This is a genomic window from Acinetobacter sp. Li1LvA2 (assembly GCF_056156705.1).
In genome coordinates this window covers 56,139-74,327 of sequence record NZ_JBSICF010000009.1, presented here as the reverse complement: position 1 = coordinate 74,327, position 18,189 = coordinate 56,139, and the positions used below count along the sequence as shown (strand labels likewise).

Sequence of the window (18,189 nt, the reverse complement as noted above, 5' to 3'; positions counted from 1 at the left end):
TAACTAGCGGCGTGAGCGTCTTGCCCAGGCCAATTCAATCTGTTTCATTCGTGTCAGCGATTCCAACACAAGGTTACGTAAGTGTCGACAAAAATCTTCCATAAATAAAGCGGCTTGTTGTGATTTTCGGATCAAAATTGCATCAGTCACGAGTTTAAATAATGCAAATGCTTCTTGTAGTTCCCGCTTAGAGGTATTTAAGGTCAAAAAATAACTGCGACGTAGTGAAGGTAGTAACTCTTTATAAAACTTCATTAGGTAAGGATTACCCACCATATCTTGCTGTTCAGCGAGATATTGAAAAACACCATCATAAAATTTTTCGATATCTCCTGCTTTTACATGCTCAAGAAGTTGTTCCAACAATAGCTGCAATTGATCTGCTTCATGTGCGCGCCATGTTTCACTGATGCGTTGAACAATATGCCCCAATAACATCACGTTTGTGTCAAACAGTGCTTTAACCTGCTGTGCAGACATTTCTGAAACAATTGCCCCGCGGCGTGGAAATATCTCAATTAAATGAGTACGCTCTAATAATAACAATGCTTCGCGAACTGATCCTCGGCTTACATCCAGCTCTTTGGCAATACGTAATTCTTGAATACGCTCGCCTTCAACCAGCTCACCACTAATGATCTGTTCGCTAATATATTTGACAATTTGCTCAGAAAGACTTTCTGTCTCTTCGAGATTCATAAATCACCCGCTACTTTTTATATGCATTAATCCATGCTTTTCTTTCGCATCCTTGTTTTTAACTGATCGTACCGATTAAAAACTATGTCATTGTCTGACAATTTTATTGCATTTTAAGCCAACCCATTTAAAAACAACACCAAAATCGGATGAATAAATGCCCCGAATGTTCTTATTTTACTAAATAAAAAAAGCTCGAATTTCTAAAAACTCAAGCTTTTAAATCGTAGTTCTAGCAAGATTAATATTTTATTTTCTAGTGCATAATCCCTTTATAAATAAAATAACTACCCACCACGACCAACAAACAGGCAAAGCATTTTTTCAACATTTGTGGTGACAATGCATGAGCAACTTTAGCGCCAAACTTCGCTGTAACAAAACTCATGACACTAATGCCAATAAATGCATAGATGTGCACATAACCAATCGTATTAGGTACAGAGATGTGTTCTTTAGCACCAAACCACATAAAACCAATTGCACCCGCAATAGCGATTGGCAAACCACAAGCAGCAGAAGTCGCGACTGCTTTTTGCATGACGACGCCATGACGGTTTAAATACGGAACAGTTAAGCTACCGCCTCCAATACCAAAAATTGCAGAGGCAATACCAATGCCACCACCCGCCATAAATTGCATAGGTGTTGAAGGAAGCTGACGTGTTGGGTCAACAACCACATTTGCCCCTTTAAACATGCGATAAGCCATCACAACTGCAAAAACACCAATAAGTAGCTGTAAATGCTGACCAGACATCAAATCGGCAATACCCGCCCCTAAAAATGAACCAATCACCAGTCCAGGTGCTAAATTACGAAAAACAGGCCAAAGAACTGCACCCTTTTTATGGTGGGCCGAAACTGAACTAAAAGACGTCACAATAATGGTTGCAAGCGATGTTCCGACTGCAATATGCATGATTACAGCTGGGTCATAATGCAATTGGGTAAAAACGACATAGAGGATTGGTACAATAATTAGTCCACCACCAACTCCAAACAATCCGGCAGTAAAACCAGCAATTGCGCCAATGAGTAAATATATGATTAACTCCATAAATGTTTTACCACTCTGCTCATATTCAACATGGATTTAGAGACTCGCCAACTACAACAACTTTTAAGCGCAAAAAACCAGCTTCCAGAAGTGGTTTTATTAAAAGCAACCACAACTTCGACCAATGATGATATTCGTGAAATTGCCCAAAAGGGCATTACAACAGGCTTGGTTTGTAGTGCTCAACAAACTCAAGGGCGAGGTCAACATCAACGGCAATGGATTTCACCTGAAGGAAACATTTATTTAAGCACATTGGTGCAAACTCGAACACCCTTAGATGGTCGCTTAGCACTTGAAGTTGCTCTAAATATTTTGCAAATCCTGCAGTTACAACCTCTGAATTTGCAAGTGAAATGGCCAAATGATTTATATAGTACGCATGGAAAATGGGGTGGAATTTTGGTCGAGCCGCTTTCCCAGCATCAGGCTATTGTGGGCGTAGGTATTAATTTAAAAACACCACCAGTAACTGATAGTGATCAACCGATTACCTCTCTGGAGGATTTAGGTCTAGAACAAATGAGTCGTCTTGAACTCATTTCAGAGCTTTATGTGGCGATTCAAAATGCAGCTCGTTGGTTTGATCATGGTTGCTACAACTTGGCTGGACGTTTTAACCACCACGCTGCATGGCTTAATCAGTTGGTACAGTTCGAGCATAGTCAGGGAATGGTACATGGTCGTTTCGTTGGAATTTCCAATGAAGGTGCAGTAATTCTTGAGACTCCTGAACCTCAGCAGTTTTATCAAGGTCGCTTAAGACCACAAGTGAATCAATAAACAGGTGTTCTTCCATGAAAAGTTTATGGCTTGATATCGGGAACACCCGTTTAAAGTATTGGATTACTGAAAATCAGCAAATTATTGAACATGCAGCTGAGCTACATTTACAGTCCCCTGCCGATTTATTATTAGGTTTAATTCAACACTTTAAACATCAAGGTCTGCATCGCATTGGGATTTCTTCAGTACTCGATACTGAGAACAATCAACGTATTCAGCAGATTTTAAAATGGCTTGAAATTCCTGTTGTTTTTGCCAAAGTACATGCTGAATATGCTGAGTTAAAATGCGGCTATGAAATTCCAAGTCAGCTCGGGATTGACCGTTGGCTACAAGTACTCGCTGTAGCTCAAACAGATGAAAATTATTGCATTATTGGATGTGGAACAGCCTTAACGATTGATTTAACGCAAGGTAAACAGCATTTAGGTGGTTATATTCTGCCAAATCTTTATTTACAGCGCGATGCACTCATTCAAAATACTAAAGGTATTAAAATTCCAGACTCAGCTTTTGATAATTTAAACCCCGGCAATAACACAGTCGATGCAGTACACCACGGTATTTTGCTAGGCCTCATTAGCACAATTGAAAGCATCATGCAGCAATCTCCTAAAAAATTGCTCCTTACAGGTGGAGATGCACCTCTTTTTGCTAAGTTCTTGAAAAAATATGATCCAGTCGTAGAAACAGATCTTTTGCTCAAAGGACTACAACAATATATTGCTCATTATCCTAAAGACTAAAACACAGAACAAAATAAAAGGCGCTATATGCGCCTTTTATTTTATAAGTTTATTTCTTTTGGTCATTGTTGCCAAACAGTGGGCCCATTCCGCCGCCACCGCCGCCACCAAATTGCTTTTGCATATTGCCTAATGAACGCATCATTTTGCTCATACCAGATGGATTGGCAAATTTCTTCATCATTTTAGCCATTTGTGCTTGTTGCTTAATAAGTTTATTCACTTCAGCAACATCCATACCACAACCCGCGGCAATACGTTTTTTACGACTTGGGTTCATCAAGTCTGGATTACGGCGCTCTTTAACGGTCATTGACTGGATAATAGCTTCCATTTTCTTGACCTGTTTTTCAGGATTTGCTTGCTCAATCGCCTGCTGAATTCCTGCACCGCTCATGCCAGGCAACTTATCTAAGAAGCCCATCATGCCGCCCATACTTTTCATTTGCTCAAATTGCATCAGCATATCTTCAAAGTTGAAGCTGCCGCCTTTTTGCAATTTTTTAGCCATTTTTTCGGCTTTTTCTTTGTCGATTTTACGTTCAACTTCCTCGACTAAAGAAAGTACGTCACCCATGCCTAAAATACGTTGAGCAACACGATCTGGATGGAATGGTTCTAAAGCATCAAGCTTCTCACCCATACCCAAGAACTTAATTGGCTTACCTGTAATTGCACGTACAGAAAGCGCAGCGCCACCACGTGCATCACCATCAGTTTTAGTAAGAATCACACCCGTAAGTGCTAATGCATCATTAAACGCCTTAGCTGTATTTGCAGCATCCTGACCTGTCATGGCATCAACCACAAACAAGGTTTCAGTCGGCTTAACGGCAGCATGTAATTCTTTAATTTCGTCCATCATGTCTTCATCGACATGTAAACGACCTGCGGTATCAACAATTAACACGTCAGCAAACTGGATTTTTGCCTGTTCAATTGCACGATTAACGATATCAATTGGCTTTTCAGAAGCATCTGATGCAATAAAACCTGCACCAACTTCTGCTGACACAGTTTCTAACTGTTTAATTGCTGCTGGACGGTAAACGTCCGCAGAAACCGTCATTACTTTTTTCTTTTGACGTTCTTTTAAGAAACGTGCCAACTTAGCGGCAGTTGTTGTTTTACCCGCACCTTGTAAACCAGCAAGTAATACAACAACGGGAGGCTTAGCACTTAAATCAAGTGTTTCATTCGCCTCACCCATCATCTTGGTGAGTTCGTCATAGACGATTTTTACAAATGCCTGGCCTGGTGATAACTGAGTCATCACTTCTTGGCCCAATGCCTCTTCCTTAACTTTCGCGATAAATTCACGAGTTACAGGTAACGCGACATCGGCTTCAAGAAGTGCCATACGTACTTCACGTAAGGTATCTTTAATATTGTCTTCGGTCAGCTGCCCTGAGCCAGTAACATTTCTTAAACTCTGTGTGAGTCGTTCTGTTAAGGTATCAAACATTGCAAAATCCGCTTAAAATGGCTAGTTGCAAAAAAATCTTTCTCGAAATAGAAAATTTATGCATAGAATGCTATAGGATACTTTAGTTCGCAGCGAATTTATATCTTATATAGATGAATTAATCCTGAAAAAGGTTTGACATGATTAGCCTCCCCTTGGTTTACACAATTTTGGCACTCATCGCATATACCACTTCTTTCTGGTATCTGTTTATTCGTTTAATGTCAAAACGTGAACCAAACCCTTGGTTATTTGCTTTTGTTGCGACTTTGGCGCTTCTGTTGCACGGTACAGTTTTATGTCACGCCATGCTGACACCAGCCGGAATTAACTACGATGTTTTTAATTTAGTATCGTTTACATCGTGGCTTATGCTGTTGTTAAGTTTAATTTTTAGTATTTTTCGTCCCATCGTACCGCTAAATTTATTAGGCATTCCTGTAGCGGCTATTGGTCTAATTTTAGGTTTTGGATTCAGTCGACCAGATCAATTTATTGAGCAACATTCGTTAGGCTTAGATACTCATATTATTCTTTCACTTTCTGCCTATGCGGTTTTGCTGATGGCAACCATTCACGCTATTTTGCTATGGTTCCAAAATCGTGAACTCAAAAAGAAACAAAAAAAACGCTTTTGGGTCAATTTACTTCCTCCAATTCAAGCGATGGAGTCTTTATTATTCGACCTCATCATTACTGGTTTTATTTTATTAACGATAGCACTCACATTTGGTTTCTTGACTGTCGATAGCTTCTTTGCACAGCACCTCGCTCATAAAACAGTATTTAGTATTATTTCTTGGTTTATCTATGGATCATTATTGATTGGCCATTACAAACTTGGCTGGCGAGGTCAGAAAGCGATTCGTTTTACCTTAATTGGTTTTGTGCTTTTAGCGATTGGTTTTATTGGTAGTAAATTTGTGCTTGAGATGATCTTGGGCCGTTAAATAAATTAAAATTTTAGCAATACTAGACAGCGTTATACATATCCCGTATAACGCTGTTTTCTTTTTGCTCAGGTGACACAGACTGTGAAACTCATACTCGCTCCAATGGAAGGTTTAACTGACCCGATCATGCGGGATACACTCACATCTGTTGGTCATTTCGACTGGTGTGTAACCGAGTTTATTCGCGTTACAGACAGCATTTTGCCCGACCATATTTACTATAGCTTTTGTCCTGAATTAAAAAATGATGGTAAAACAGCGGCTGGTACACCTGTACATGTGCAGTTCCTAGGCAATAATCCAGACATGCTCGCAGCGAATGCAGCAAAAGTTGTAGAACTGGGCGCACCAGCAATTGATCTAAATTTCGGTTGCCCTGCAAAGACTGTAAACCGACACCGAGGTGGTTCGGTACTTCTCGATGAACCTGATGTCGTACATATGCTGATTAAAGCTGTAAGAGATGCTGTGCCCGCACATATTCCTGTTTCAGCAAAAATGCGTTTAGGTTATCTAGATGAAAACCATACGATGGAAAATGCTCATGCTGTTGAAGATGCAGGAGCAAACTGGTTAACAGTTCATGCTCGAACTAAAGCAGATGGCTATACTCCTCCGGCTTATTGGGAAAAAATTCTACCCATTAAAGAAGCTTTAAAAATTAATGTAATTGCCAACGGTGAAATCTGGACCAATTCTGATGCTAGAGCCTGTCAGCAACAATCTGGCTGTGAAGACTTAATGATTGGTCGTGGTGCTGTGACTACTCCAGATTTAACACAATGTATTCGTGAAAATATGGACGAAGCACTATTTAGCTGGGAACAATTGGTTGACTTACAAATCCGTTTTTTAAACGGTCAAGCAAAAACAGAAATTGGTATGGTTGGTCGTTATAAGCAATGGTTAGGAATGATGACGAAAGCCTACCCACAAGCTAAAAATTTATGGGACCAAGTAAAACGTATTAAAGCTTTGGATGAAATTGTCCAACTGTTAGAACACACCAGATTAGAAAACATTTAACGCAGTATAGTCAAAAAAAGAGGGCGATTGTTTTTACAACCGCCCTCTTTCGTATTTCAGGTTAAGTTATTATTTAAAAACCGCTTACTTTCATTTTAAAGTCGGTTACAGAAACGCCAGTGACACCAAAACTCCCCATTGAGCCATTCGGTAAATTATTAAACGTTGTTGTATTTTGGGTACCCATATTTCCTAAAGTGACATTATTAAGTGAAGCATCAAATTTACTTGATACGCCTGTATTTCCAAAAGTTAATCCTGTTGGATCAACCCCTGCATAGAAACCATCAAGTACAAAACCTGTTGAGGTATTTGTGCCAGCAAATTTAAATCCAAATGTAGCACCCGTATTATCAGACACTAAAGTAATTGGACAACCTGCAGTAGCAGAACAAATAGATTGAATTGCCCCTCCAAATTTAACCATAACTGATTGAGCAGCATGGCCAAGCTGAATATTTAAACGAGGTTTATTGGTTTGTACAAAGTTAATATCTAGATTGCCAGTAGAACGGATCAGTTCTTTTACACCCGTATTTACTGTCGTTCCCGAACTAAAAATTGATTTTGGTGCATAACTTGTTAATGCATAATCGGATGGACTAGATAAAGATGCACTTGGGGCTAAATAAACTGAAAAAGGTAAAAGTCGAATACCGTTTACATCACTCCCCATAGATACAGCTAAATTTAAAAAAGGATTTCCACCACCCGCGTCGGTATCCATAGCAATATTAAAAGAAGGATTACTCGATACAGCAGCTTTAATAAACTCTATGCCAGGAACCGGATTCGTAGAATTTCCTGCAATGACAAAGCCAGCCTTACTGTTATAAGACGTTGAAGCAATACCATTAGTATCAATCAGAGCGACTTGATTAAATTTAACTTTATCAGCCTGAATACCTAAGGTTAAACCATTTTGGCCCGTCGCTGCTGCAAGGCTTTGATCATCTAAAGGCTGCATTGCAAAAACACTTGAACTACTGGCAAGTAGCAACCAGCACCCTATATTTTTATTCTTCATGTCGCTCTAATCCTTAAGAGACAAACGCTTATTATTTGTTCAGACTATCAGAATAATATTCAAGTACAAAGCAATTATCCCTATAACCCGACGAATGCAAATCCAATCACATTCAAAATAAATTTTTTATAAAAAGTGGCGATATCGATACTTTTCTTTATTAGTTAAAAGCACCATTTCTAGGAACAATACTAAAGCTACTATTTAAACGTCCACCAGTAATCGCAAGCTCACCTAAGCGTGCACCGGCACCAGTTGATGGAGGATAGAAGTTAATATCTTTAACACGTAACGCGCCGTCGATACTCTTATCGGGATTAAAATAAACCGCCGTATTTACGCCAACTTTACCTAAACCACTTGCACTGTCTTTACCAACAACTAAAGCAGTATTAAACGCAAGCTTTCCAGTAATATTATCAAAGCCAATCGCAGAACCATCGATCGGATCACTAATTTGAACCGTATTTCCAGTTGCTGTGGCAGGCATGGTGAAATCACCAAGTACTGTTAGAGCACTACCATCTGCAATTGAACTGTTTGGCACGATTGATAAGTTAAGATCTCCGCCTAAACGCAGTTTTAGACCAAATAAAACATCATTATTTCTGGCAAAGTTATCAATTGGTGAGGTACATGAACCAGTAGCTGGACAAGTTTTATATTTCGCCCCTGGTAAATAACCTGCTGCAATTTCAGTTGATAAAGCAAGTAGCATCTCTTTTAAACTAATATTAAGACTGCCATTTTCTAAGCCAATGCTTCCATTGCCTTTGACAAACATATCAATATTACGTAAACCCATATAATAATCAGTTGGGTTACCCGCATTATTGGCATTTGGAGAACCATCAATTAATAAAATTGAGGTTGTTTTGGTTCCAGTTGCATCACGTCCTGTAGTTCCAGCTGCAACACCAAAACCTAAACGTGAAGTCGTTCCAGATGTCGCAACAACATTCTGAACAGGTTTACCATTAGCATCTTTCGTGTAGTAATAAGCACTATTTGCTGGCGCATCTAAACCATATACAGCAGCATTAGCATTTAAATTATAAAAAGGTAGTGCTAAGCCCCACTGGTTGTTTGCACCATTATCTGCAAACTGATTGGCAGGAGCGACATTCGCACTTGTCGTAAAACGACCACGTCTTGAAAATGCTTGAAACTCTGCTCCACGCATTGCAAGAATCAAGCTAAACGGATTAGTAACCGTATCACGGTGAATATTATGCTGATAATCAGCAGCTGTGGTTAAAGTGCCCGATCCTAAACGAATTGCATTTAAAGTCGTGTTGTTTGGCATTAATAATGTTTTGGTATCAGCAAGATTTAGATAAATATTTCCGCTGTCGAAATAACCGCGCGTAGCTGAGTTAAGACCTGTTAAATTGCCGAACTCGAAACCATAAGCATTTAGACCTGCTCCACCAATTTCTAAAGTTGTCGCTTTGCCATCTGCACCTAGCATTGAATCATTATCTTTGGTGAATTCACCTTTCATACGAAAGGCAATTCCAGAGTTACCTAAAATGCTATTACTTGAAGCTGTTCCCGAAGCTGTATTTGCCGTACCTAAAATTGTTGTATCTGACGTACCATCCATACCACGGACTTGTAAATAACTATTTACCATACGTCCGCTAGCACCTAAACGAATCAAACCTTTCGCATTTTGTGGGCTATTAGTTGCATCTAAAGCATAAGGGTTAGACTTATCGACATTAGAGCTGAGCATCACCTCAATATTCAGGCCTGAATTGGTTACTTTGCCACTACTGTCAACATATGTACCCGCAGTTAAACCAGAAGCTGAATCTGCTACACGGTTAAAATCAACATAGCCATAGGTAGTATTCGGAGTTTGCCCTACACCAGCAACATTAGTTCCAGTATTTGTCTGTAAAACTAAGCCACGAGTTGGGTCAATCAACATGGCCCCTTTACCAACAAAATTAAAGTTAAAATTTCTTAAAATTAACTGATTTAGCTGGCTGCGCGCATCCACTTGCCCTAGATAAATATTGGCATTATTAATACCAAGTGTCATGCTTGACTGGCTATTTGCATTAAATAGCCCATCTTGGGTTGTAAGTGCCAAATTTAAAGGAGAGGTCGTTTGAATAGCCAACTGCCCTAAAGTTGGCGAGCATGTAGCTGAACTATTACAAACTTTAACGCTATTTACGGTAATAAGTGATGGACTACTTTGCATAGAAAAGTCGAGTCCAGTTTTACCCGTAGTTGGGTTACTCCCTACATCTAAACGGTAATTAGTGCTTAAAGTTTGGCTAGATGCATTACTTTTTTGGACTTTTACACCACTTGCTTGAGCTCTTAATACCTGATCAGCACTTGTTGGTGTGCCTGCATGGTCATCCCAGTAAGCATTATCAATATTAATTTCATTAAACGTCGTTTGAATAGAGATCCCATCTTGTCCATTGACGGCACTCAAATCAGCATCTGTTAAAGCTTCTAAAGCATAAATTTGACCACTCACTAACAACATGCTGGTTGCTAATGTATTTAAAATAAACTTTGAGCTGTGATTTTCTTTATTTTTTTTCATCACTTCAGTTCCTTTGAAATCTACATTAACCCTTAACAACGAGGATGGCTACCATCACAGCTAAAGACCATGACTTTTCCTTGGATAGCCAAGTTTCCGTTCATCATTAAGCCCATAAAACCAGTTTCACGTCCATAGTCATAGGCAGATGGAGTTGCTGGAGCAACTTGCTGGCTCCCACTATTAGCAGTCGCAGCATATGTTGGTTTTTTGAAATATGCATAATCATACATATTTGAACTCGACCCTTGCGTTGTTGTCGAGCTGGTAAAGTTATCTTGCTCAATTGATAAAGCATTAAATCCAAAATTACGAATTAAAATTGGCTGTGCTGCACTAAAACTAAGCTGAATAGCTGGCTTAATAATTTCAGTATTACTTTTATCAAGATACTTTAAATCAGCGCCATCCAAACCCATTTTTTGAATATTTAAAGTTCCTTGTACACCTTTAAACACGAGCCAAAGTTTATTACCACTATCACTATTTTCAGCCCAACCACTTGGTTTCGTCGCATCGGCTTGTACAAAACGCTTATTAATTGCCAAACCAATATGACAGAATTCGACGTTTTGACAAACACCACCACTACCATTGTCAAAGACACCGTTAGCTGTCTGGTTTAAATTAAGCATTAAAGATAAATCAGCACCAGCTTGACCATTAATCGCCTGTAATGCTTCATTATCTAAAGTTTGTAGCTCTGCATGAGTGACCGTTGCACAAAGAGCGAGGATCAAAGTACTTATTTTTTTCATATCAATCTCCTCCTCTTATAGACCTTTAGTTGTCAGTTTTAAGTGCTGGATTAAAACACCATCAATTGAAGCAGAACCCAAGTTATTTAAAGGACTAATGTTAGACAATGCTGGAGCTTGATTGGCAGTTGGAATAACATAACCTGTTGTACCATTACTACTACCAATTAAATCATTGACTACAGCATTTCTTGAAGTTAACCATGGAATAGCAGCATTGCTCCAATCACGATTGGAGGTTGTTCCGTACATTGGAGTTGAACCAGATGTACTTGTACATCCTAATGCGCCAGAACAAGTTGGTGCATCAGCTGGTTTTGCTGTTGGATTGGTGATAACCCAAGCACCAGTTCCTTTATTATATTCCCACTGATATAAATAACCAGCAGTCTTATAGCCACAGTTTGAATTAAACAAACCACAGCTATATGTTTGGTTCCATATTTGGGTATTTTGTTGTCTTTGCTTAAAACGAACTTCTGTCATGGTGGCAGATGTAGTGCCAGATACAGAATTGGTCAGTGACACCAAACTACCTGCTGAAGTTCCGGAAACCTGTGTTGCAGTTGAAACTAAACGTCCAAAGGAGACTCCAATTGCACCTTCACTTGTATTTGCTAACAAGGTTTTTCCATTATCAGGACTATAAACCGTACCAATTGCGATACTACTATGTGTTGGGTTAACGCATGAATAAACGTTACAAGTAGATCCTTTATAAGTCGTGTCAGCACCAGTGTAATCAGTATAAATCTGTTTATATATTTCTGGTTTATTTGCAATTCTCGCAATTTCAATACTAAAGTTTTTGCCGTCGGAACCTAAAATAAGTGGTTGATATAAATTACCTAATACCAAGTTAATATTTGGGTTATAGAGATATAAGCCTTCACTATCAGCAAACTTTGGTGCTACGGCGCCTGCAGAGTCAAATGCAGGAGTATATAAATTGTTTGAGGCATTTGGTGAGTCTGAAGTTTCACGTGTACTAAAACGTAATACCTTGCTCGTATCATTAAAGGCAATACGTGTTTTATTTGATGTTTTTGTATCTGTTCGGGTTCGATTTTCTACATAGTAACGGCAACCACGTAATGTACTAAAACTTCCAGTACCACTGTTACCACAATCTCCAGTAGTATTTGTGCTTAAAGTAGAGTTTGCACCTGCATGTACTGTTTGCCATCCATTATTACTACTTGTGGCGTATGTCTGGGTCTGGCTCGTAACATTTTCAGTCACAATACTGGTATTTTTGCTATCTCCAGTATTGAGACGAACTAGACCAGACATTCCTAAAGTATTGTTATAAAAAGGGCTCATCCCCCCAGAGGAAGTGGCTCCCCCTAATGTCTGAAACATACTGATCTGGCTACCATTTAAACTAAAGCCATTTAAAATGCCTTGTAATCGTAATCTGTTAGCGCGCGTTGTATCAATACTTGTCCCAATTAATCCGTTACTATTGCCATATTGAAACTGAGCTAGAGAACCATTTGTTGTAGCTAGAACATTGGGGTTCCGTACAAATGCGTCAGCCCATAAACCTAATTTTAAATTATATGCATCTGCGCCCTCTACACCATCAACTGTTGGCTGGTACAAGGGCGCTTCTAAAGATAAATATGTTACAGGGTAAAGAGAACTATCTGTTGTACTAAAATTAGGAACATTGGTCGCAGTTTTTACTTTGAATATCCAAGGGTTCGCACCAGTTCCCCAACTTGAAATTGCTGCTGCAGCTGAAGTATTAGCAATACGCGAATTTGCATCACCATCAGACTTAGATAGTGCTAAACCATAAAGGAAGATATCAGCTTTACCTACTGCGCGGTCTTCTGGCCCGACACTACCATTACCGCTCGTATCAGCAGCAGCAACGCTCAAAGGACCAACAGGTACATAGTTAATGTAGCCAGTATCTTTACTACGATCGGTAATAATTTGATTTACAGATTCATTTGGACCAGCACCACGAAATACCATGAATGTATTTTGAGGTAATATTGCAATACCCTCACCCGTAGTTTCACTTAAACCAGCATCAGAAAGTTCTTCAAGAGCAAAGCTAGACTGACTTAAAAAAAGTCCAATTAAACTTGCTAAAACGGTTTTTTGAAAACATACCGTATAATTAAGTGTAGTCATCGTGACCTTCCTGTTTTATACGATGCTGTGCACCATATTTCTTTTTCTTTAACAGTCCTTGATACAAGATGAAATTTTTCCGTTTTCATCTCACAAGTGGCAAACATTAAAATTGCCAACCTTTCCACATTTCCATTATGCTGAATATTTACTCAAATGCAAAATTAAATGAACAAAAATAAATTTTTCCGATGAATGAAAAATAGTCAAAGTACTTAAATTAATCAGCAGAATTTTAAAGAACCATAACAGTTAGCCGAAAAACTCTGCTTTTGTAATACAACATTAGTTAAAGCCATAGAAGCTGGTGTTTTTCCTGTTAAATCAACATTTCCAACAGGAAGATTACCTGCTATTAAACAGCTACTTGCTAAAAATCCACAATCCACAGGATTTTTGTCTAAATACGCACTTACCTGTCCTAAAGCATCAACAATTGTAGAGAGCGCAATATCAACGTTACCAGCAGGAGTAATTTGACCAATATCAATCGGGTTTGTAAGCTCTAGCCACCATCCTGTTTGTGCAGTAGATGCCGCCTCTGGCCACAGAATATTTACGCCTTGTACAGATAAGTAACCAGCAGATCCATTTAATTGCGCAGCATGGAAGTAACCTAAGCTTTGCTTAATCGCCACATTTACATCAAGATTATTCACTGTCCCAGTTACATTACCAGAAATAGGAATAGGAAGTCCTAGTACAGAAGCCGTAGCATCGAGAGTTCCTGTAATAGCCAGCCCCCCAACTCTTGCCGTTGCACTCAAGTTAGCGGTATTAATACGTTTACCCGTAATAATTTGTTGTCCCATAGACAAAGTTCCACTACCTGCTCCTAGGTTCAAGTTATAACCAGTAGATGTAAATGGAACAGTGTATAACTTACCTAAGACAGTTGCCTGACCAGTAATCGCCGTATTTGTTTCATCTTGAGTAATGCCATAGTAAGGATTCGTGGTAACGGTTCCCCCGGTTGGTTTAGTTACCATATATCCACTTAATGAATTAATACCACTGGAGGCATCACCATTTTCTAAACCAAAAGTAAGTAGACCCGAAAGCGACTTAGCACTTAATCGAAAACCCTGAATCTCACGAGTGGAAGCTGAATCTGGATTTTTAACTGCGAACTCTAAAAATGGATTGGTGATAATAGCGGAAGAAGAGGCACGTTCAGTACTCGTACTATCTACTGTACCACCACTTAAACTGAGATAATCAATGTCAATGTCACAAGCACCTGCCCCATTTACGCCACCGCAACCTAACTGTAATTTTTTAATATTGGCATTAAGTTCTAATTGAGCATCTAGCGCAAGTCGATAAAAACCCATATTTCCATTTGAACTTGAATTGCTTGCAGAGTCTGTAGGTGCAATATAAGACATACCCATTAAGGCTTGCCCACGAGTTGCAGATAATTCAGCATCTGACATAGGCACTAATGTAGAAGCAGCGTAAGCTGAAGAAAAGCATAAGCTTCCGAGTGTCAAAAGTGCTACTCGAAGAGACGTAAACTGTCGCATGGCCGACCTCCGTATCCGTGGGGGCATAATCCTGTTTAATTTCTTTTTATTTGGTTTGCCTAAATTTAGTAGATATCTAAACAATTACTACCAAATAGACAACCTATATCCAATACATTTGCTTTTTAATTCTGTGATGCAGAACAAAAAAACAAATCAATTATTGATCATATTATATTATTTTTTACAAAAGGAAACTGTCATTTATCACTATTCCGATAAACGCATCTCATGTAAATTTTACCCATAAAATTGGGCCACCTGAGTGACCCACAAATTTTAATACTATTCTCAATATCAAAAGAATTAGGTTTTAGGTAGTGTTACACCTGTTTGACCTTGATATTTACCACCACGATCTTTATAAGATGTTTCACAGACTTCATCACTTTCAAAAAATAGCATTTGTGCTACACCTTCCCCTGCATAAATACGGGCAGGTAAATTAGTAGTGTTTGAAAATTCTAAAGTTACGTGACCTTCCCATTCAGGTTCTAACGGCGTCACGTTCACAATAATACCGCAACGAGCGTAGGTAGATTTACCTAAACATACGGTCAATACATTACGAGGAATACGGAAATATTCAATTGTACGTGCTAAAGCAAATGAGTTTGGCGGAATAATGCAAACATCAGACTCAATGTCGATAAAACTTTTATCATCAAAATTCTTTGGGTCGACAATTGCAGAATGTACGTTAGTAAAAACCTTGAATTCACGGGCACAGCGTACATCATAACCATAGCTAGAGACCCCGTAGGAAATCAACTTTTCACCATTTTGATCAAAACGGACTTGATTCTCTGCATAAGGTTCAATCATGCCGTGTTTTTCGCTCATCTCGCGAATCCAACGATCAGACTTAATAGCCATGTATTTTCTATCCAAAAGGTAATTTCATTGATTGCGACGTACTTTAACGTAAAAAAGCAATTATGAAAACAACGCTTGAGCTACTCTTCTCGATAAGAATAGCTCAGCAGTACTTTTATAGGCTAAGTAAAGCAGAATAACTGATAGGAATTGAAAAACTGACTAAAACGAGTGAAGCAGTTTTTTGCAAATTGGTCTGATTTAACCACGCAACCTTCTTAGAAGCTAAAAGTGATCCCAGGAAAATCCAGAATAAGGCAATTGGCGTAATAAGCGCTAAGTAAGCCATCATATGAATAAAATAAATATGAAAATCACTCCATGCAGCCACAGGAAAAATTGCTGAAGCAAAGAGCAAGGCTTTAGGATTCAATAAGGTTGCGCAAAATAATTCACGAGTACGGATCGTAGGCTGATTTAATTCAACCTCTTGATTTGCCGTATGCCACAACTTAATGGCTAAGAAAATAATATAGCAAGCACTCAATAGCTTAAGAATAGGCGGTAGCAATGGCAATGTGGTGGACACTTTCCCAATCAGCATTCCCCATGCAGAAATAGAGATCACATAGCCCAAAACTTCTGCTGGAATAAGTTTTACTGACTTCCGTAATCCTACTTGCACGCCTGAAGAAGCAAGCAAAGTGTTAGTTGGACCAGGGGTAAGTAAAATTGTGGCTACTAAGCCAATAAAAAGCCATGAAATCATTGAATGACCTCACAATATAGTCATCTCAGATTAATAGATATCTTATTACATGGCAAAAGGTAATTGTAAGACAAAGTTTTTAAAATCATTTTTAAAAGCTAAATAAAAATATTAAAAACATATACTTATAAAATTATCACAAAAATTAATAAAGAAAACTTTACGGTCAGTTGTTATGGTTTCCAAATCGTTTCTTACTTAAGTAACATAAGTATTTTTATTTTAAGTCTATTTTTCCATCAAAAGCCTTTATAATAAAAAATATATAGTGATGGTAAGTTTAAATTTTAAGCTTTTAATAAGTTTCAATTCATATATTGTTTCTGATTTTTTTATATAGAGCACCGCGCTCTACTACTTTAATGATTATGGCAAAGCACTTTTTTCAATCTTGGCTTCCCTCGCCCGAGAAAGTTTCAAATATGAAATTTCTAAGGATTTTTGGTAAAAAGACCTTGAATCCTGTGCTTTGGTATGTCAATCGAAAATCAATTACTCGAGCTGTTTTTGTTGGGACTTTTTTTGGTTTACTGCCTATCCCTTTTCACAGTGTATTTATTGTGATGGCAGTCTTACTATTCGAAGTAAATTTACCAATTAGCTTGATGCTAGCTTGGCTTAGTAATCCACTTACTCTAGTTCCTATTCTGTATATTGGTTTTTGGTTTGGCGCACATATTTTTCATGTGCATATGATCAACAAAGAAATGTTACTAGGTGTATTGCATCAAATTTCTCGCTGGATTACTCATTTCGGACATGGACACATTGATTTTAGTCTCGCAAAAATTTTGATGACGGGTCTGGTTGTCGAAGCTTTTGTATTTGCCGTTATTTTATATCTATCTACAGAAATTTTCTGGCGTTGGATGGTTATTAAAAACTGGAAAAGTAGACGCCGTCATAAAAAGCAAGAAGAAGAAGTTTTATAAATCTCCAAGCTTCTTGCTAAGTCTTAAATTATTATTTTGGTAGTTTTGATTTCATATACTCTTCGGCGACATTGAGTACATACTCTTGGCAAGCCTCTCCCGTACCTGAGTCATAAGCTCCGTTATTGGTAATATTATTAGATAAAATTCGAATTCCTAGAAAAGGAACATTCAACTGACTTGCAATTTGTGCAACTGATGCCGCTTCCATTTCCTCAACTGAAGTGCCATAACGCTGATGGAAAAATTGAATACGATCAAGTTCGTTATTCCAAACATCTGCTGAACCAATCGTTCCCTCAACTACCTCACCTTTGTCATAACGGACTTTATGTGCCGCCATTAACAGCTCTTGATCACCTTCAAATTTGCGTATTGCAATCGGTTCTGGATTAGACTCCTCTGTTGGCAAAACATCAAAAGCTTCAACCCAAGTGAGCGAATTTGACCCAGCACCCAATGGCTGTTTAGGAGTTCTAAATGCACCAATATTGGTCGCATATTTTCCTAAAACGATATCATAAACGTGTAGATCTGGGTCGTGCCCACCTGCTGTTCCCTGATTAATGATCGCAATCGGTTTATAACGCTCAATAGCTAAAGCAGTTGCAGCAGCCGAGTTACTCATTCCCATGCGCGTTTTAGAAATAATCATTGGATAACCGTTATAGGTACCCTTCCAGAATGTCCACCCACCAATTTGTTCAACAACCTTATTCTCTAATTTTGAAGCCATTCTTTCCGACTCTACAGGTAAGGCACCTTGAATAACAATCGGCTGTAATTTCTGTTTTTGTTCCTGAATTGTTGGTGTTTGAGAGACGGATGAGTTGTCATCATTACATCCAACTAAAAATAGGGCGCTACATAAACTGATTACGCCAAAAGCACATTTAAATTGCATTT

General features: G+C 38.6%; 16 protein-coding genes. 5 read left to right on the top strand and 11 right to left on the bottom strand.

Annotation, left to right across the window (positions count from 1 at the left end; translation table 11 throughout):
* Positions 1-3: 3 nt before the first annotated feature.
* A complete protein-coding gene (locus ACS604_RS16255) occupies positions 4-699 on the bottom strand; it encodes a GntR family transcriptional regulator (protein WP_004794249.1) in 696 nt (231 codons plus the stop codon).
* A gap of 256 nt (positions 700-955) precedes the next feature.
* Complete coding sequence (locus ACS604_RS16250; RefSeq protein WP_004794252.1) at positions 956-1,759, bottom strand: sulfite exporter TauE/SafE family protein; 804 nt, start codon at positions 1,757-1,759, stop codon at positions 956-958.
* Positions 1,760-1,789: 30 nt separating this feature from the next.
* Between ACS604_RS16250 and ACS604_RS16245 the strand changes: the two genes are divergently transcribed.
* Both ACS604_RS16245 and ACS604_RS16240 read left to right on the top strand, forming a co-directional pair.
* Positions 1,790-2,542: a biotin--[acetyl-CoA-carboxylase] ligase gene (locus ACS604_RS16245; protein WP_004794255.1), complete on the top strand. Its 753-nt coding sequence runs from the start codon at positions 1,790-1,792 to the stop codon at positions 2,540-2,542.
* 14 nt (positions 2,543-2,556) lie between these two features.
* The gene (locus ACS604_RS16240) at positions 2,557-3,291 is read left to right on the top strand and encodes a pantothenate kinase (RefSeq protein ID WP_004794256.1); all 735 of its coding nucleotides are present in this window, start codon (positions 2,557-2,559) and stop codon (positions 3,289-3,291) included.
* 49 nt (positions 3,292-3,340) lie between these two features.
* Here the strand turns inward: ACS604_RS16240 and ffh are convergent, their stop codons facing one another.
* Positions 3,341-4,756: a signal recognition particle protein gene (gene ffh / locus ACS604_RS16235; RefSeq protein WP_004794257.1), complete on the bottom strand. Its 1,416-nt coding sequence runs from the start codon at positions 4,754-4,756 to the stop codon at positions 3,341-3,343.
* Positions 4,757-4,896: 140 nt separating this feature from the next.
* Here ffh and ACS604_RS16230 point away from each other — a divergent pair, with 140 nt between their 5' ends.
* Together ACS604_RS16230 and ACS604_RS16225 are read left to right on the top strand one after the other, a co-directional pair.
* A complete protein-coding gene (locus ACS604_RS16230; protein ID WP_151964535.1) occupies positions 4,897-5,706 on the top strand; it encodes a cytochrome C assembly family protein in 810 nt (269 codons plus the stop codon).
* 84 nt (positions 5,707-5,790) lie between these two features.
* Positions 5,791-6,735 carry a tRNA dihydrouridine synthase gene (locus tag ACS604_RS16225; protein ID WP_474772253.1) on the top strand — a complete coding sequence of 315 codons (945 nt, stop codon included), beginning with the start codon at positions 5,791-5,793 and terminating at the stop codon, positions 6,733-6,735.
* 73 nt (positions 6,736-6,808) lie between these two features.
* Here ACS604_RS16225 and ACS604_RS16220 read toward each other — a convergent pair whose 3' ends face one another.
* The 7 genes from ACS604_RS16220 to ACS604_RS16190 form a co-directional block, all read right to left on the bottom strand.
* Positions 6,809-7,762 carry a DUF6160 family protein gene (locus ACS604_RS16220; protein ID WP_474772252.1) on the bottom strand — a complete coding sequence of 318 codons (954 nt, stop codon included), beginning with the start codon at positions 7,760-7,762 and terminating at the stop codon, positions 6,809-6,811.
* Positions 7,763-7,922: 160 nt separating this feature from the next.
* Positions 7,923-10,334, bottom strand: coding sequence for a DUF6160 family protein (locus ACS604_RS16215; RefSeq protein WP_474772251.1), 2,412 nt, complete (start codon positions 10,332-10,334; stop codon positions 7,923-7,925).
* A 32-nt stretch (positions 10,335-10,366) separates the two neighbouring features.
* On the bottom strand, positions 10,367-11,092 hold the full coding sequence (locus ACS604_RS16210; RefSeq protein WP_312821703.1) for a DUF6160 family protein: 726 nt from the start codon (positions 11,090-11,092) through the stop codon (positions 10,367-10,369).
* Positions 11,093-11,107: 15 nt separating this feature from the next.
* Positions 11,108-13,240: a hypothetical protein gene (locus ACS604_RS16205; protein ID WP_440202993.1), complete on the bottom strand. Its 2,133-nt coding sequence runs from the start codon at positions 13,238-13,240 to the stop codon at positions 11,108-11,110.
* 224 nt (positions 13,241-13,464) lie between these two features.
* Positions 13,465-14,766, bottom strand: a complete 1,302-nt coding sequence (locus tag ACS604_RS16200) for a hypothetical protein (RefSeq protein ID WP_296523794.1) — start codon at positions 14,764-14,766, stop codon at positions 13,465-13,467.
* Positions 14,767-15,072: 306 nt separating this feature from the next.
* On the bottom strand, positions 15,073-15,642 hold the full coding sequence (gene dcd, locus ACS604_RS16195) for a dCTP deaminase (protein ID WP_004794269.1): 570 nt from the start codon (positions 15,640-15,642) through the stop codon (positions 15,073-15,075).
* A 115-nt stretch (positions 15,643-15,757) separates the two neighbouring features.
* On the bottom strand, positions 15,758-16,351 hold the full coding sequence (locus ACS604_RS16190) for a LysE family translocator (protein ID WP_004794271.1): 594 nt from the start codon (positions 16,349-16,351) through the stop codon (positions 15,758-15,760).
* A 362-nt stretch (positions 16,352-16,713) separates the two neighbouring features.
* Between ACS604_RS16190 and ACS604_RS16185 the strand changes: the two genes are divergently transcribed.
* The gene (locus ACS604_RS16185; protein WP_440202992.1) at positions 16,714-17,283 is read left to right on the top strand and encodes a DUF2062 domain-containing protein; all 570 of its coding nucleotides are present in this window, start codon (positions 16,714-16,716) and stop codon (positions 17,281-17,283) included.
* Positions 17,284-17,314: 31 nt separating this feature from the next.
* Here ACS604_RS16185 and ACS604_RS16180 read toward each other — a convergent pair whose 3' ends face one another.
* Positions 17,315-18,187 carry a 5'-methylthioadenosine/S-adenosylhomocysteine nucleosidase gene (locus ACS604_RS16180; RefSeq protein ID WP_474772250.1) on the bottom strand — a complete coding sequence of 291 codons (873 nt, stop codon included), beginning with the start codon at positions 18,185-18,187 and terminating at the stop codon, positions 17,315-17,317.
* Positions 18,188-18,189: the final 2 nt, after the last annotated feature.

What these genes read in the sequence shown, in the direction of transcription:
- ACS604_RS16255 (WP_004794249.1), bottom strand. Translation starts at nt 699, where the DNA reads ATGAATCTCGAAGAGACAGAAAGTCTTTCTGAGCAAATTGTCAAATAT.
- ACS604_RS16250 (WP_004794252.1), bottom strand. Translation starts at nt 1,759, where the DNA reads ATGGAGTTAATCATATATTTACTCATTGGCGCAATTGCTGGTTTTACT.
- ACS604_RS16245 (WP_004794255.1), top strand. Translation starts at nt 1,790, where the DNA reads ATGGATTTAGAGACTCGCCAACTACAACAACTTTTAAGCGCAAAAAAC.
- ACS604_RS16240 (WP_004794256.1), top strand. Translation starts at nt 2,557, where the DNA reads ATGAAAAGTTTATGGCTTGATATCGGGAACACCCGTTTAAAGTATTGG.
- ffh (WP_004794257.1), bottom strand. Translation starts at nt 4,756, where the DNA reads ATGTTTGATACCTTAACAGAACGACTCACACAGAGTTTAAGAAATGTT.
- ACS604_RS16230 (WP_151964535.1), top strand. Translation starts at nt 4,897, where the DNA reads ATGATTAGCCTCCCCTTGGTTTACACAATTTTGGCACTCATCGCATAT.
- ACS604_RS16220 (WP_474772252.1), bottom strand. Translation starts at nt 7,762, where the DNA reads ATGAAGAATAAAAATATAGGGTGCTGGTTGCTACTTGCCAGTAGTTCA.
- ACS604_RS16215 (WP_474772251.1), bottom strand. Translation starts at nt 10,334, where the DNA reads ATGAAAAAAAATAAAGAAAATCACAGCTCAAAGTTTATTTTAAATACA.
- ACS604_RS16210 (WP_312821703.1), bottom strand. Translation starts at nt 11,092, where the DNA reads ATGAAAAAAATAAGTACTTTGATCCTCGCTCTTTGTGCAACGGTCACT.
- ACS604_RS16205 (WP_440202993.1), bottom strand. Translation starts at nt 13,240, where the DNA reads ATGACTACACTTAATTATACGGTATGTTTTCAAAAAACCGTTTTAGCA.
- ACS604_RS16200 (WP_296523794.1), bottom strand. Translation starts at nt 14,766, where the DNA reads ATGCGACAGTTTACGTCTCTTCGAGTAGCACTTTTGACACTCGGAAGC.
- dcd (WP_004794269.1), bottom strand. Translation starts at nt 15,642, where the DNA reads ATGGCTATTAAGTCTGATCGTTGGATTCGCGAGATGAGCGAAAAACAC.
- ACS604_RS16190 (WP_004794271.1), bottom strand. Translation starts at nt 16,351, where the DNA reads ATGATTTCATGGCTTTTTATTGGCTTAGTAGCCACAATTTTACTTACC.
- ACS604_RS16185 (WP_440202992.1), top strand. Translation starts at nt 16,714, where the DNA reads ATGATTATGGCAAAGCACTTTTTTCAATCTTGGCTTCCCTCGCCCGAG.
- ACS604_RS16180 (WP_474772250.1), bottom strand. Translation starts at nt 18,187, where the DNA reads ATGCAATTTAAATGTGCTTTTGGCGTAATCAGTTTATGTAGCGCCCTA.